The 15,543-nt window shown below is 64.9% G+C and carries 14 protein-coding genes; 5 read left to right on the top strand and 9 right to left on the bottom strand.

The features are described from left to right. The 4 genes from QZ588_RS02930 to QZ588_RS02915 all read left to right on the top strand — a co-directional run. A partial coding sequence (locus QZ588_RS02930) for a glycogen/starch/alpha-glucan phosphorylase (RefSeq protein ID WP_295539694.1) occupies window positions 1-2,413 on the top strand: 2,413 nt, incomplete at its 5' end. 430 nt (window positions 2,414-2,843) lie between these two features. Beyond that, window positions 2,844-3,191, top strand: coding sequence for a hypothetical protein (locus tag QZ588_RS02925; protein WP_295539691.1), 348 nt, complete (start codon window positions 2,844-2,846; stop codon window positions 3,189-3,191). 146 nt (window positions 3,192-3,337) lie between these two features. Further along, complete coding sequence (locus tag QZ588_RS02920; RefSeq protein ID WP_295539688.1) at window positions 3,338-3,538, top strand: hypothetical protein; 201 nt, start codon at window positions 3,338-3,340, stop codon at window positions 3,536-3,538. Next, window positions 3,535-3,843 carry a hypothetical protein gene (locus tag QZ588_RS02915; protein WP_295539687.1) on the top strand — a complete coding sequence of 103 codons (309 nt, stop codon included), beginning with the start codon at window positions 3,535-3,537 and terminating at the stop codon, window positions 3,841-3,843. The genes QZ588_RS02920 and QZ588_RS02915 overlap by 4 nt, the downstream gene beginning before the upstream one ends. Here QZ588_RS02915 and QZ588_RS02910 read toward each other — a convergent pair. The 4 genes from QZ588_RS02910 to QZ588_RS02895 form a co-directional block, all read right to left on the bottom strand. Continuing rightward, window positions 3,812-4,783 (bottom strand): alpha/beta hydrolase, encoded by a 972-nt coding sequence (locus QZ588_RS02910; protein ID WP_295539685.1) that lies wholly within the window; start codon window positions 4,781-4,783, stop codon window positions 3,812-3,814. The two genes, QZ588_RS02915 and QZ588_RS02910, sit on opposite strands and share 32 nt — an antisense overlap. A 4-nt stretch (window positions 4,784-4,787) precedes the next feature. Continuing rightward, entirely contained in the window at window positions 4,788-7,172 is a 2,385-nt protein-coding gene (locus tag QZ588_RS02905) for a DUF3141 domain-containing protein (RefSeq protein WP_295539682.1), read from the bottom strand. Between the two features lie 193 nt (window positions 7,173-7,365). Beyond that, on the bottom strand, window positions 7,366-8,598 hold the full coding sequence (locus QZ588_RS02900) for an acetate/propionate family kinase (protein WP_295539679.1): 1,233 nt from the start codon (window positions 8,596-8,598) through the stop codon (window positions 7,366-7,368). Window positions 8,599-8,609: 11 nt separating this feature from the next. Then, window positions 8,610-10,016 carry a bifunctional enoyl-CoA hydratase/phosphate acetyltransferase gene (locus QZ588_RS02895; RefSeq protein ID WP_295539678.1) on the bottom strand — a complete coding sequence of 469 codons (1,407 nt, stop codon included), beginning with the start codon at window positions 10,014-10,016 and terminating at the stop codon, window positions 8,610-8,612. Window positions 10,017-10,295: 279 nt separating this feature from the next. On the opposite strand from QZ588_RS02895, the gene QZ588_RS02890 reads away from it, so the two are divergent. Next, window positions 10,296-10,736, top strand: coding sequence for a hypothetical protein (locus QZ588_RS02890; protein WP_295539676.1), 441 nt, complete (start codon window positions 10,296-10,298; stop codon window positions 10,734-10,736). A gap of 53 nt (window positions 10,737-10,789) precedes the next feature. On the opposite strand, the gene QZ588_RS02885 is transcribed toward QZ588_RS02890, so the two are convergent. From QZ588_RS02885 to pstC, 5 genes are all read right to left on the bottom strand, one after another. Further along, a complete protein-coding gene (locus QZ588_RS02885; protein ID WP_295539674.1) occupies window positions 10,790-11,473 on the bottom strand; it encodes a hypothetical protein in 684 nt (227 codons plus the stop codon). Window positions 11,474-11,563: 90 nt separating this feature from the next. Then, a complete protein-coding gene (pstS, locus tag QZ588_RS02880; protein WP_295539672.1) occupies window positions 11,564-12,649 on the bottom strand; it encodes a phosphate ABC transporter substrate-binding protein PstS in 1,086 nt (361 codons plus the stop codon). A 41-nt stretch (window positions 12,650-12,690) separates the two neighbouring features. Next, window positions 12,691-13,533 carry a phosphate ABC transporter ATP-binding protein PstB gene (pstB, locus tag QZ588_RS02875; protein WP_295539670.1) on the bottom strand — a complete coding sequence of 281 codons (843 nt, stop codon included), beginning with the start codon at window positions 13,531-13,533 and terminating at the stop codon, window positions 12,691-12,693. Between the two features lie 33 nt (window positions 13,534-13,566). After that, window positions 13,567-14,475, bottom strand: coding sequence for a phosphate ABC transporter permease PstA (gene pstA / locus QZ588_RS02870; RefSeq protein WP_295539668.1), 909 nt, complete (start codon window positions 14,473-14,475; stop codon window positions 13,567-13,569). Continuing rightward, the gene (pstC, locus tag QZ588_RS02865) at window positions 14,472-15,443 is read right to left on the bottom strand and encodes a phosphate ABC transporter permease subunit PstC (protein ID WP_295539667.1); all 972 of its coding nucleotides are present in this window, start codon (window positions 15,441-15,443) and stop codon (window positions 14,472-14,474) included. Before pstC ends, pstA begins: the two co-directional genes overlap by 4 nt. Between the last annotated feature and the right edge of the window lie 100 nt (window positions 15,444-15,543).

The following is a 15,543-nucleotide window of genomic DNA, read 5'->3' as shown; positions in this document are numbered from 1 at the left end:
GGCGATCCTCGCCAAGTTGATGTACCAGGTCGGCAAGGACGCCGATCACGCCAGCGACCGCGACTGGTTCCTCGCGACCGCCTACGCCCTGCGCGACCAGATCACGCGGCGCTGGGTCGCCAGCACCCAGGACACCTACGAGCGCGAGCGCAAGCGGGTGTACTACCTCTCGGTCGAGTTCCTGATCGGCCGGCTGATGAGCGACAGCATGTCGAACATGCGGCTGTTGGAACCGTGCCGACAGGCGCTGGGCGAGCTCGGCATCGACTTCGAGCGCATCGCCGGCATCGAGGCCGACGCCGCGCTCGGCAACGGCGGCCTGGGCCGGCTCGCCGCCTGCTTCATGGAGAGCATGTCGAGCGTCGGCCTCGCCGGCTACGGCTACGGCATCCGCTACCGTCACGGCCTGTTCCGCCAGGCCTTCGTCGACGGCTGGCAGGTCGAGAAGGGCGATACCTGGCTGCGCAACGGCAACCCCTGGGAGATCCCGCGGCCAAAGCTCTCCTTCCCGGTCGGATTCGGCGGCTACAGCGAAGAGTACGCCGATGAGTACGGCGTCGTGCGCCACCGCTGGCGCCCGGAGCTGCTCATCAATGGCGTCGCCTACGACACGCCGATCATGGGCTATGGCGTCAACAACGTGAACCTGCTGCGGCTCTGGAGATCGGAGGCGCCCGAATCGTTCAACTTCGGTGCCTTCAATGTCGGCGATTACTACGGCGCGGTCCATGCCAAGATCGGGGCCGAGACCATCTCCAAGGTGCTCTATCCGAACGACGAGCCCGAGGCCGGGAAGGAATTGCGTCTGAAGCAGCAGTTCTTCTTCGTCTCTTGCTCCTTGCAGGACATGATCCGGCTGCAATTGCGCAACACCGGCACCCTCGAGCACTTCAGCGAGAAGTTCGCGGTGCAGCTCAACGACACCCATCCCTCGCTCGCCGTCGCCGAGCTGATGCGGCTATTGATGGACGAGCACCTGATGGGCTGGGAGCAGGCCTGGGAGATTACCCGCAACAGTTGCCACTTCACCAATCACACCCTGCTGCCCGAGGCGCTGGAGACCTGGTCGGTGTCGCTCTTCGAGCGGCTGTTGCCCCGGCACCTGGAGATCATCTACGAGATTAATCGCCGATTTCTGGACGAAGTGCGTGTCAAGTTCTTCGCCGATGATGCACGGGTGGCCCGCATGTCCATCATCGACGATCACGGCGGGCGGCGGGTGCGCATGGCACATTTGGCCGCCGTCGGCAGCACGGCCATCAACGGCGTCGCGGCGCTGCACACGGACCTGCTCAAGTCCACGGTCATGCATGATTTCTACGAGATGTGGCCGGAGAAGTTCCACAACGTCACCAACGGCGTGACGCCCCGGCGCTTCATCGTGGTCAGTAATCCGCGGCTGGCGCGGCTCATCACCGAGGCCTGCGGCGACGACCGCTGGGTGCGTGACCTTGCCTGCATCAGGCCGCTGGAGCGCCAGGCCGAAGACCATGCCCTGCAGACCCGCTGGCGCCAGGTGAAGACCGCCGCCAAGCAGGACCTGGCCAACTGGCTGGGCAAGCAAGCCGGCTTCACACCGGACCCGGAGACGCTGTTCGACGTCCAGGCCAAGCGCATCCACGAGTACAAGCGCCAGCACCTGAACCTGCTGCACATCGTCTGGCTCTATGAGCAGATCAAGCAGAATCCGAACGTGGAGCTGACCCCGCGCACGTTCATTTTCGGCGGCAAGGCGGCGCCCGGCTATTTCATGGCCAAGCTCATCATCAAGCTCGTGAACGCCATCGCCGAGGTGGTCAACAACGATCCGCAGGTGAACGGCTATCTGCGCGTCGTTTTCATGCCGGACTTCAACGTCAAGAACGGCCAGCGGCTGTACCCCGCGGCGGACCTGTCCGAGCAGATCTCCATGGCCGGCAAGGAGGCATCCGGCACGGGCAACATGAAGTTCTCCATGAACGGCGCCCTCACCATCGGCACCCTCGACGGCGCCAACGTCGAGATTCGCGACGAGGTGGGCCATGACAACTTCTTCCTCTTCGGCCTCACCGCACCCGAGGTGCATCAGCGCCAGGCGGCAGGCTACCGTCCCTGGGAGGTGTATCACGGCGACGAGCAGCTCAAGTCCGCCGTGGACCTCATCGCCTCGGGCCTGTTCAGCCACGGCGACGGCGAGCTGTTCCGTCCGCTCACGGACAACCTGATCCACGCGGATCCGTTCATGGTGCTGGCGGACTTCCAGGCCTATGTGGACTGCCAGCGCCAGGTGGATCTGGCCTACCGCGCCCCCCACCATTGGGACCGCATGTCCATCCTCAACACCGCGCGCATGGGCAAGTTCTCGTCGGACCGCTCGATCCAGGAATACGCGGAGCGCATCTGGCAGGCGAAGCCGGTGCCGATCGAGGCCTGAGCAGGAAGGCCGCAAGATCCTCATGAGCCCCGCGAGCAATGATCATGGTAGGCTTCAATTTGACGTTGGCGTTGAAATCAGAAAGCTCAAGCGGGGCAAAGGCATAGTCATCACCGGGTGCCCGATTCAGACCAGTCAATTTGAACCCCCCTATCAACGTGCGCCAGACATATGCGTCGAGGTCGTGTCGCCTTCAAATCATCCGGGGGGGGATAGACGAAAAAATCGAGCGCTATCTCGCCTAAGGGCGCACACGGTGTCTGGATCATCAGCGAAGATGGCAGAACCAGATACGAGACCTATGAAGGGGAAATTGAAAAAAACACCGAGGCCGGCAGCTGACAAGCGCCTTTGGCTATCCGCCGCGATCGCCCGAGACCCTATCAGTCCGCAAGTAGAGCCTCTCAGGCGACAACCCAGGAATCCACTCATGAGACGCATTCTTTCCATCGCGCTGGCCCTGCCGGCCATCGCTCTCGCCCCCGCCTGCACCCAGGAGACCCAGAACAAGATCGGGCGCTCCTTTCAGAACTGGACCGGTGCCAACGGCGTGTTGGAAATCTACGCCGGCGAAAAACTGGTGCGGCGCTTCGTCGAGATCGACAAGCTCACCACCGCCAGCGCCACCCAGGGCGGCGGCGACCGTCCCTACCGCTTCGGCTACGGGGTGCTGGATCAAAACCTGAACGGCATCAAGGACGGCAACGAGCGCAAGGTCTACTTCGAGATCAGCGATTACGCGACCAACTACGTCTTCTATGGCGATCCGGGCAGCTGACGACTGCAGCAGTGGTCTTGGGCCCGCTCCTTGGGCCCGATACGATCCCCGTTTTCATCGGATATTCTCCGCAGCGACACGGGCTTGACACACGGCCTTGGTATGCTGACGAGGTCGTCATCCATCGGAATGCGGGGAAGTCTTTCATGACCGCGATTCGGGAACACCACGTCAGCAGCCTGGCACACCGCATCGGTCTGCGGCTCGTTCAACCTGAGCCGGCGGCCGGCACAGCCCTGTTCCGGCTCGTGGAGCCGATTAGCATGCAGCCGATCTATCCCGCCGGCGCGGCACCCGGCGTCGAGCTCGATGAGCTCGAAGACTGGCTGCAATTTCCATGGGAATGACGGGCAACCCGCCGCTGGGCATGGCGCGCGAGCGGCCGCATGACTTGCCGACGGAGCAGGCGATCCGGGCGCTGACCAGTGCTTTCGCGCAGCATCAGTTGCCGCAGTTACTGGCCATTTTGGCGCAAGTGCGCGGCGCCGGCGCCCTGACGGGCGATGATGAGACGTTCCTGACGGAAACACTCGCAACGCTCGCCGACGCCAGCGCTGCCCTCGGACAGCATCGCGACACCGAAGCGATCCGTCGCGGTGCGCTCGCCCTCTACGACGACATCATGACGGCCGCCTGTGCGCTGGCGCATTGAGGAAACGCGCCAACAAATCGTAGGTCTGCGAGCAGGCATCCGGCACCAGGTCCGCCAGGCACAAATAGGCGTGCACCATCCCCGGCAGCGTATGACTCGTCGCGGAGAGACCAGCCGCTCGCAGACGCTGCGCATAAGCGATGCCCTCATCCCGCAGCGGATCGAGCTCGGCGGTGATCACCAACGTGTGCGGCATGTGCTCGGTGATGTCCATGAACAGCGGCGAGACGGCGCGGCGGTCCTGCTGGCCCTGCAGATAGCTGTCGAATAGCCACAGGATGCGCTCGCGCTCCAGGAAATACCCTTCGGCATACGCCGTCACCGAGGGTTGTGACAGGCTGTAGTCGAGACTCGGGTAGATCAGCACTTGACTGTCGATGGCCACGCCCGGCTCGAACTGGGCCAGGTGCGAGACGGTGGCGCAGAGTGCCCCACCGCCGCTGTCGCCGATGAGTGCCAGTCTGGGCTGGTAGCGCACGCCCTGGGCACCGAGGCACCGAAAGACCTGCTTTGCACAGACCATGCTGTCTTTGACCGCCGCCGGATAGGGGCATTCCGGGGCCAGCCGGTACTCCGCGGCGACCAGGATCCAGCCCGTGGCCAGCGCCAGCCTGCGGGCGATGGGATCGTACGCCGCGACACTACCGGCGACGTGCCCGCCGCCGTGCAGGAACAGCGCCACCGGCCGGGCGGCCGCGGGCGCCGGATGGTAGATGCGCACCGGCACGTGATACTCGTGGCCCGGAATCACGTCGTCGCGGACCAGGGGCAGCTCTGGCCGCTCGGTGACGAAGGTGCGGATCAGCGCATCGAAGGTCTCTCGCGCATTGATGGCCGTGCGGCGGTAGCCGTTGGCGTGCGCCAACGCCTTGGCCGCACGCAGCTGCACGAGCCACTCGCGCAGCGGCTTCGGGATGGCGGCGTCGCGGTCGTCCTGCATTCGCTCAGGCAATGCGCAGCACGTTGCCGGCTTCGTCTGCGAGCATCGCCACCGGTTCCTGCCCCAGCGTCAGGGCCAAGCGGTTCATCATGTCGATGGTCTCCCGACTCATTTCCTCCCGCGGCCCGGCGATCTCCCCGCACAGCTCGAGCGCGCGCTTGCGCTCATCCTCGGTGCGCAGCAGCTTCGTCAGCGCCGCCATGGCCGCCTCCGGCTCGTAGCCGACGATGAGCGACTCCTTGTGGATCATACGCGTGCGGTGCTTGGGCTTCATGCTCGCAAAGGGCTCGGTGGCGAGCAGCATCTGGTTGGAGCGCTCCAGCCGCGAGCGGCGGACCTCCTTGCGGGAGTTGGCCAGGAAGATCAGCATGCGGATGACGCCATCGGCGAACTCGCCGAGATCGATGCGGTCCAGGGCATCCTGCACTTCGGTCAGGGTACGCAGGTCCTCCCGCGGCTCGGACTTGGCGACGGTGCGGCTTAAGCGCTCGCCGAGGGCCTGCACCGGCGGCGCGCCCCAGAGCAGGTGGAACTGCCACTCGATCATGGCATTCTGCATGTCACGCACGCCGTCCCACCACTGTGTGACCAGCCCGGCGTTGAAGCGCTCCAGCTGGCGGAAGGGGTTGTCGTCGGCCGCCGCCTGACGGTTGTCGCGCACCTGCTCGGCGAGGCGCTTCACGGGCTGCGTGGCCGGATTGCGGTCGCTCTGCAGCCAGCGCTGCAGGCGCATCGGGCTGGTGTGGGCCAGCAGCTCGGCGGTGGCCTGGTTGGTCATGGCCCGCAGGAAGGGGCGCACGGCTAGGTCATAAACCTCGGTGCCCAACGCCGAGAAGCGCGCCACGGTGGCGAAGGGCTTATCGGAGTCGTCGCCGCCACACTGCGCCATCATCTGCTCGATACCGCGCTCAGCGAAGGCCACTTTGAAGGCCTTCTCGACGCCCTCGCCCGTCTCTTCGGTGATGACCATTTCGTACAGGCCCGGCGACAGCGCTTCGATGGCCTTGAGGGTGGAGACGATTTCCTCGTGCTCCTTCTTCGCCACCGACGAGGACACGAAGATACCGAGGTGGCCGACGCTCGGGTGCAGGGTGTAGAGGATACGCTGGCCGCGGGCCTTGATCTCGTCGACGCCGGTGTAATGGTCGGCGATCCAGCCCAGGGCCTGCTGCGGCGGCGTGATGTTGTCACCGTGGGAGGCGAAGATGATGATGGGCGAGTTCACCTCGCGCAGGTCCACGTGGGTGCGCTCGTTCAGGTGGGCCTTGCCGCGGCCCAGGCGATTGCCGACGAAGAGGTTCTCCACGATCCACGCGATCTCGTCGGTGGTCATGTAGTAGAAACTGCCCCACCAGCGCTCGAAACCGACGAAGCGCGGCACCTCGGTGTCAATCTTGTCCCAGAGGGCGTAGTACTTCTCCCACCAGGTGTTGCTGGGCGAGAGCCGCTCGAAGTTGAACACCAGATTGGCACCGTCGAACATGCCGTTGCCGAGGTCCCCCAGCATGTGCACGGTGCTGGCGCCGCCCACCAGGCCGCCCAGGTAACGCATGGGGTTCTTGCCCTTCTGGCCCGCCCAGTAGGAAAGCGGCGCGCCATTGGCCACCACGGGGCCTGTGATATCCGGGTTGGTGGCGGCGAGCAGCATGGACGCCCAACCGCCCTGGCAGTTACCGATGATCACGGGCTTGGGGGCGTTCGGATGGCGCCGGCGCACCTCGCGCACGAAGTCCGCCTCGGCAGCCGTCACATCGGCCAGGGTCTGGCCCGGCATGGGCATGCGGGTGAAGGTGACAAAGTAGGTGGGATGGCCGCCGTGGATGGCCGCGCCCACCTCGCTTGCGTGCTTGAAGCCGCCGATGCCCGAGCCGTGGCCGGCGCGGGGGTCGATGATGATGTAGGGGCGACCGTCTTCGCGCATCGTCACGCCCTCGGGCGGAGTGATGCGCACCAGGGAGTAGTTCACCGGCCGCGCCAGCTTGGTGCCGTCCACCACCATGTCGTGGTCCCAGCTGAGCACGGTCTTGTTGCTGCCTTCTTCGTGCTCGACGAAATAATTGCCGCGCTCGCGCATGGCGTCGGCGTACAGCACCGCGCGCTGGGCGCCGTCGACGACGTAATGCCACCAGTGCTGAGCCAGCATCGGCGTCGCCATGGCACCCATGACCTGCTGCCAAGTCTCCGCGTTGTGCTGGGCGTTGGTCTGCGCCGTTTCCAGCGCCTGCTTGCCATGGGCCTGGGCGATGAAGCCAAGATCACGGCCGTACTGGACGTAGGCGTCGTCGCGGCCGTCGAGGGACGTCTGCCACTGCCCGAGGGTGCGTGCAGCGGCGCTGCCGTCGGCGAGGGGCAACAGGGACTGGGGCAAAAGCTTGGTGAAATCGATCATCACTGGCGACCTCGGCGCATGACTGGTTCGGTGGTGGTCGCAGGCTGCGACCCGTGTTCATCCCGCGCTCGCCGACGACCTGCCTGGCACGGTCGGTGCGACGTGGCATTGGTTGCACAAGACAGGGCCGACGGGGCTTACGCAGCGGCGCCCCGGACGGCATCAGGCCCCGCATCCGCGCCATTCGCCGGCGTCAGCAGCTGCGGACCACCCGCAGCGTATGGCGCGCGATCATCCGCTCCTCGTCGGTGGGGATGACCCAGACCTCCGGGTGCTGGCCGGCCGGGCTGATGCGCGCACCTGCGCCGAAGCCGCCGGCGGCGTTGGCGTCGCCATCGATCTCGACACCGAGCCAGGCGGCATCCGCACAGACGCGGGCGCGGATGTGGGCATCGTTCTCGCCGACACCGGCGGTGAACACCACGGCATCCAGCCCGGCGAGGGAGGCGGTGAGCGAGCCGAGTGTCTGCCCGATGCGGTAGACGAAATAGTCGATGGCCTCGGCGGCGGCGGGATCGTTGCTCTGGTGCAGTGCACGCAGGTCGTTGCTGACGCCGGAGAGACCCAGCAGACCGGACTGCTTGTACAAGAGCCTCTCCAGCGCCTCCAAGTCGAGGCCGTCCTCGCGCATCAGGAATAGCAGCACGCCCGGGTCCAGCAGGCCGGGGCGCGTGCCCATGGGCACGCCGTCCAGCGCCGAGAAGCCCATGGTGGTGTCGACGCTGCGGCCGTCGCGGATGGCCGTCATGCTGCAGCCGCTGCCGAGGTGCGCGACGATGACACGCCCGCCGGCGATAGCCGGGGCGATTTCCCGGAGTTTCTCGACGATGTATTCGTAGGAGAGCCCGTGGAAGCCGTAGCGCTTGATGCCCCGGTCCAGCAGCGACCGCGGCAGGCCCAGTTGCTCGGTCACCCGCGGGCGCCCGCGGTGAAAGCCCGTGTCGAAGCAGGCCACCTGCGGCAGGTCCGGATGGTCTTCGGCGACGGCCTGGATGGCGGCGAGGTTGTTCGGCTGGTGCAGCGGCACCAGCGGGATCAGGCCGGCGAGCACCCGGGTGATGTCCGGCGTGATGCGAACCGGCTGCGAGTAGGCCTCGCCGCCGTGGGCGACCCGGTGCCCGACGGCCAGGATCTGCCCGCCGTCGGCGAAATCCTCGAGCCAGCTCCAAATCTGCTGGAAGGCGCGGGCATGGCCTTCGCCGTCCGAGAGGGTCTCCCACCAGCTCTCCGAGAGCACCTGGCCCTCGAGGGACTTGGCGATGAAATGCGGCCGGGTGCCGATGCCCTCCACCTGGCCCCGGGCACGCAGGCGCAGATCGGCTCGAGGGCTGGAGCCCGCGTCGTAGACCGCGAACTTGATGCTGGAGGAGCCGGCGTTGAGGGTCAGGATCAGCCCGCCCTGGCCAGCACTGGTGGCAGCACTCATGGCGGCCCCCCTCAGTGCGCCGGCTTGTCGTGCAGCCCCTCGCGCACCGCGTGCGCATGCAGCACCGCGGTGGCCGCCGAGGCGCGGCGGGTGCGCACGCTGTCCGCGCGGGAGGTCAGGATGATCGGCACCCGCGCGCCGAGCACGATGCCGGCGGCCTCCGCGTTGGCCAGGAAGATCAGCTGCTTGGCGAGGATGTTACCGGCCTCCAGATCCGGGGCGATGAGCACGTCGGCGACGCCGGCAACCGCTGAGTCGATCTGCTTGATGCGCGCCGCTTCCAGATTGATGGCGTTGTCCATGGCCAGCGGGCCGTCCAGGATGCCGCCGGTGATCTGGCCGCGGTCGGCCATCTTGCACAGCGCGGCGGCGTCCAGCGTGGACTGGATCTTGGGCCGGATGGTTTCCACCGCTGACAGGATGGCCACCTTCGGCTGCGCCACGCCAACGGTTCGGGCCAGGTCGATGGCGTTCTGGCAAATGTCGCGCTTGGCATCCAGGTCCGGCGCGATGTTCACCGCCGCGTCCGAGACCAGCAGCAGCTTCGGATAGGTAGGCACATCCATGACGAAGATGTGGCTGATGCGTCGCTCGGTGCGGATACCCGTGGTCTTGCTCAGCACGGCACCCAGCACCTCGTCCGTGTGCAGGCTGCCCTTCATCAGGATCTCGGCGGTGCCCGCGCGGATCAGCTCCACTGCACGGGCGGCGGCGGCGTGGCTATGCTCGACGTCCAGGATCTCGGCACCACCGAGGTCGATGCCGTGCTCCTCGGCAACGGCGCGGATACGCTGCTCAGGGCCCACCAGAATGGGCGCGATGAAGGTGGCGGCGGCAGCCTCCATCGCGCCCGCCAGCGACACCTGGTCGACGGGATGCACCACGGCGGTGGGGATGGGCGCCAGCGACCGGACCTTGTCGAGCAGGGCCGCGAAGCTGTCGTGATGCCGCACTGAGACCTCAGCCGCCTCCGCCACTTCGATGCGCTGCTTCTCGGTGGGGGCGACCACCACGGCACGACCCGACATTACCGTTTCGCCCGCCTGGTTGACCACGGAGCAGGACAGCGCGATCCGCTGCTCCGGCAGCTTCTCGACGACCTTGACCTTGGCCGTCAGCGTGTCACCGAGCTGGACCTGGCGATGGAACGCCGCATCCTGATTGCGATAGGCGGTGCCGGGCCCCGGCAGCACGTTCGCCAGCAGGCTCGAGATCAGCCCGGTGGCCCAGAGGCTGTGGCCGACCACGCCCTTGGCACCCTGCGCCCGGGCGTAGTCCGCGTCCATGTGGATGGGGTTCAGATCACCGGAGACCTTGCTGAAGAGCGCCAGATCGTCCCGGGTCAGGGTGCGCTGCAGCTCGGCGCTCTGCCCGAGCTGAATCTCATCAAAGGTGCGGTTCTCGAGGATGTCGGCCATGGCACTCGCTCTCAGGACACGCCGCGATAACAGTGCGATCGCGACAAATGTTGCATCGCACAACATCCTAGGCCGTTGGAATTGCTGCTACGTGAATCCTTTCTGTCCGTTTCGTGACACAACGGCCCCGGGCATGTGGCCCCCACGCACACGCATGAAGTCCGTTGAGCCTATTCGGTGCCGCCCGCCGAGCCGGCGATGGCTCGGCGCGATGGCCTGCTTTCCCTCCATGGACGCAGGCATTACAATGCCCGCGTCATCGAATGGTCATAATTTCAGATGGATCTCACGCAAGCAATCAAGCAGTTCCTGCCGCTGCAAGTGCGGATGCCGAACCCCCGCAAACCCCTGGAACTGGATACCCATTATGCGGCGGAGGTATTCCTTGCCGAGACCCCCCAGGGTGCCGCCGTGATCTGGCTGGACCCTTACTGGTGCGATCAGCCCGACGCGGGGACGGTGCACATCGCCTACGCGGCACCCGTGGCCCTGGGCGACGCCGAGCGCTGGGTGGACAACGACCCACGCTTCGGACCACGCTGCATCCCTTACCAGAAGCCCTTCGTGCTGGAGCGGCTGCGGCGCGACTCACCGGCCTGGCCAACCTATCAAGACTGGCAGACGCGGCGGGCGACGAGAGGCAAGGACTGTGCCCGACACGCCGCCTGGCAGCGGGTCGAGCATGAGTTGGGCGAGCTGGTGCGGCGCCGCATCACCTGAATCCGCCGTCTGCGATGCCCTCCAAGCGCTGCGCGCCCGCAACCGCAGACCCGTCAACGCAGCAGATGCGTCTTCTGCGCACCCTCCTTGAGCAAGGTGGCAAAGTGCTTGAGGAGCTTGCGCCGGGTCAACAGCATGCGCAGGCTGTGCTTGCGCGTGCCCTTGGTGATGCTGGAGGGGTCGAAGTAACCCTTGGCGTTCTCCACGCTCAGCACGAAGGGGGGCTTGCCCGCGAGCGCAAGTAACCAGCTCATGATGAGTGCGCCGGTACGGTGATTGCCTTCCAGGTAGAGCTGTGGCTCGCTCAGCACGTGGATATAGGCCCCCGCTGCCCGCCGCCAGACGCTTTCGCCATTCAGCAGTGCCAAATACTCCCGCAGCGACTCGAAACCGCCGTCTCCCTTGGCATAAAAGCGCTCCTCGGTGGCGATGAGCCCCGCCGCATACTCGTCACGGAGTCGGGGGTCACCGCCATAGATGACCAGACCATTGAGTTCCAGGAGCGCCCGGGAATTGCCAAGCTCGAAGGGATCGACGCGCTCGGCGAGCAGGGCGTCGACCGCGGCATAGCCGAGCATCATATGCTCGACGACCGCATCGGACAGCGGGTCCCGACGGGTCTCCAGCCGCTGATTGATGGGCTCGAAGTCGCGCTGCACCGCGCGCAGTGATGATTCGATAGCCAACAGATTGAGACGCGGCGCCTTGACCATTGGCTCCGGATGTGATGCAGGCATGGCGGCGGCGAGCACCGCGATGGTGGGCGGCAGGTATGCACAACCTCACCGCCGCATTGCCGCGGGGCGGGCGCCCCGCGGCGGCGGGCATCATTGAATGGCTTCGACCTTCGCCCGGGCCAGCCGTACCATGTCCGCCGGCAACGGAATATACCCCATGTCTTCGGCGATCGGCTGCCCCTGTGTCAAACTCCACAGGACGGCGTCTTTCAGAGCGTCGCGCTTCTCCGCGTGCGGATATTGCTGATACAACAAAAGCCAGGTATAGCCGACGATGGGGTAGGCGTCGGCATCGGGCGGATCCGGCACGAAGACTCGCAGATCCTCCGGCACCTCCGGCGCGGAGCCCAGTGCAGCGCTGCCGGCCGCCGCCGTGGGCGCCACGTAGCCACCGGTCTTGTTCTGCAACGTGGCCATGGGCAGCCCGAGCCGCTTGGCGAACTGGAATTCCATGTAGCCGATCCCGCCTTCTGTGATGTTCACCCGCTGAGCCACACCCTCGTTGTAGTTGACGGCCATGGTGCTGCCGGGCCAGTCGATCTGTTTGCCCACGCCCGGACCGTCGCGCCACGCCGGGAAGGCCTCGGCGAAGTGACTGGTGATGATGTACGTCGTGCCGCTGCTGTCTCGGCGCACCACCGGCGTGACGGCACGCCTCGGGAAGTCGATGTCTGGGTTGGTGGCGGTGATGCGCTCGTCCTGCCAGTGCTTGATCTCGCCACTGAAGATACCCTCGATGGCCTCGCGGGACAGCGTCAGGGTGTCTACGCCCGGTAGGTTGTAGGCGAGCACGACCATGCCACCGGTGGTGGGCACCATGACCGCACCACGCTCGCCGACCTGCTCGAGATCCGCATCGGACATGGCGGCATCACTGGCGCCGTAGTCGATCTCGGCACCACCATACACTTCTCCCGCCGGATCCTTACCCGCCAGAAACATGGCGATTCCCTTGCCGCTGCCGACACCTGCGTATTCGAAGGCGACATTCGGTGTCTGCTCGTCGTAGCTGTCGATCCATTTTTGGTACAACGGTTCGGGAAAGGTGGCCCCCGCGCCACGAATCACCAGCTCGGCGGTGTTCTCCACCACGGTGTCATCGCCGCTGGAGCAGGCGACGAGCAAGACGGCCGCACTCACTACCAGCGTGCGGCTGAAGCCTCGCAGACTTTGCATGACCAAGACCCTTGGCTGATCGAGCGGATACATCACAGGCCTCAACTGAACTCGCCGCGTACGTATTCCTTGGTCAAATCCTGCTTCGGGTCTTCAAAGACCGCCTGCGTTGGGCCCATTTCCACGAGATAGCCGGTGCGCCCGCCCTTGGAAATGTCCACCGAGAAGAAGGCCGTCGTGTCGCCGACGCGGGTCGCCTGCTGCATATTGTGGGTCACCAGACCAACGGTGAAGCGCTCGCGCAGTTCCAGCATCAGCTCCTCCACCTGGCGGGTAGCGATGGGATCGAGCGCCGAGCAGGGCTCGTCCATCAGCAGCACGTCCGGCTCGGTGGCGATGGCGCGGGCGATGCACAGGCGCTGCTGCTGCCCGCCGGAGAGACTCAGGCCGCTGTTCTTGAGCTTGTCCTTGACCTCTTTCCAGAGCGCAGCACGCTCCAGCGCCGTCTGCACCTTCTCGTCATAGTCACCCTTGAATTTGTTCAGCTTCAGGCCGAAGGCAACGTTGTCGTAGATGCTCATGGAAAAGGGATTGGGCTGCTGGAACACCATGCCAATGTACCGCCGCACCACGACCGGATCGACATCCTTCGCGTAAATATCTTGGCCGTGGTAGTCCACTCGCCCCTGGAACCGGAAAACGGGAATCAGGTCGTTCATCCGGTTCAGACTGCGCAGCACCGTCGACTTCCCGCACCCCGATGGACCGATGAACGCCGTGATTTTGTTCTTCTCCACTGGCACTGTACTGTCGCGGACGGCCAGAAAGTCTCCGTAAAAGATGCGCTCGACATTACAGTCGATAACGGTGGCCCCTTCGGGCTGGTACGGCTCGGCGATAAATTCACCGGTCTCCGTAGGGTCGATCGCTAATACAGCACTCATGCTCGATACCTCAGTCGTTGTGTCCTGCTCACGTCACGCTTTCCGGCGTCCCAGCACCCGGGCGAGGATATTCAACGCGAGCACCATCAAGACCAGCACCAAGGAGGCCGTCCAAGCCAGCTCGATCTGGTTGTCGTAGGGCATGCCAGAGAAGTTGTAGATCAGGATCGAAAGCGATGCGGTTGGCTCCGCCAAGCCCTCCAGTCCGGAGATATAATAAGAACTGAAGAGCGCCGTGAACAGGAGCGGAGCCGACTCACCGGATGCACCGGCCACCGCAAGCAACACTCCAGTGATGATACCCGGTGTCGCGGTGGGCAAGGTCACTTTTCCGATCACCTGCGCGCGGGTGCAGCCCATTCCGTAAGCCGCGTCCTTCATTCGTTGGGGCACCTGCTTGAGCGCTTCTTCAGCGGTAAGAATTACGGTCGGTAGCATCAGCACAGCCAAGGAAATTCCGCCGGCGATGGCGGAATAGCTGCGCATGGAGATCACCAGCACCGCGTAAACAAACACGCCGGCCAGGATCGACGGAAATCCAGTCAGCACCTTCGCGAGAAACCGCGCCACCTGTGCGAGGCGGCTGCTGGGCGCTACCTCGGCCAGATAGATCGCCGCCAGAATACCCACGGGAATGCTGATGAGTGAGCCGATCAGCACCATCACCAGCGTGCCCACAATGGCCGGGCCGATGCCGCCGCCAAATTCGAATGCGGCGGGCGGTAAGGCGGTGAGTGTCTCCCAGCTGATTCTGGCACCGCCCTTGGCAACCAACATGTAGATCACAGAGATCAGCGGTAGGGCGGCTAGAGCGGCCAAAAACCAGGTAAAACCGGTGAGAAGCCGGCTCTTGAGACCGCGACCCTCGAAAACAGATGCCCGCAAGCGGGGCTCGGTGAGGACGGCGCGCCCCAGCGTTGCTTGGCTTGCTTGCTCGCTCATGCTTTACCCTCAAACTTACGTGTCGCCGCTTTCATCACCCACAGACCCAAGATGTTAACGAGCAGCGTGATGGCCAGGAGCGCCAGTGCCGCGTACATCAAGGCTTTGACCTCCAGAGGCCCCGCTTCGGGGAAGCTCGACGCGAGCAGTGATGCGAGGGTGTTGGCGGGCGCGAAGAGTGACAGGCTGATCTGGTTGGAGTTTCCGATCAGCATCGCCAGCGCCATGGTCTCGCCGAGGGCACGGCCAAAGCCGAGGACCAGGGCCGCCAGTATGCCGCTGGAAGCGGTCGGCAACATCACTTTGAGAATGGCCTCCCAGCGGGTGGTGCCCATCCCATAGGCAGCCTCTTTCACTTTGTACGGGACCCGACGGAAAGCGTCGACGGAGATGGCTGCCACGGTTGGCAGAATCATCACCGCCAGCACTAAAGCGGCGGGCGCCATTCCAGGCCCACTCAGGGATGTGCCGAACAGTGGGATCCAGCCCAAGGTTTCGTTCAGCCACTGTGAGGCTGGCCGGATGAGCGGGATGAGCACATAGATGCCCCAGAGTCCGTAGACCACCGAAGGAATGGCCGCGAGCATTTCTACGACCGTTCGGAACACGTTGGAAACGCGGTCGTCGAGAAAGTCCTGAGTCAGGAAGATGGCCATCGCTACGCCGAGGCCGCCGCCGAGCAGCAGCGCTAGCAATGAGCTGAACAATGTGCCCCAGATCTCCGGCAGGATGCCGAAGGTTTGCTTTTGCACGTCCCAGGTGGTTCCGATTAGGAAGTCAATGCCGAAGCGAATGATTGCCGGGAAGGCCTGACGGCCGAGCTCGAAGACAATGTATGCCACCAGCAGTAAGATGACCGCAGCGCAGGCCCAGACGATGCCTCGCAAAAGCTTGTCCGCAGCGTATTCGCCTGACGACGGTGCCTTGCTGATCTTGGTGACCACCTCCGTGAAGGGGTTGGATGCCATAGTGCTTGCGTCCTCACAATGAAATGAGGCGACCCGCCTTGACAGCTTCTCTGCGAGCCAGAGCTGTCACTGCGGGTCGCCGCGGTGCTTATCGCCGATT

This window comes from uncultured Thiohalocapsa sp. (assembly GCF_913062725.1).
Taxonomy (GTDB): Bacteria; Pseudomonadota; Gammaproteobacteria; order Chromatiales; family Chromatiaceae; genus Thiohalocapsa.
This window is presented reverse-complemented; position numbering and strand designations above follow the sequence as displayed.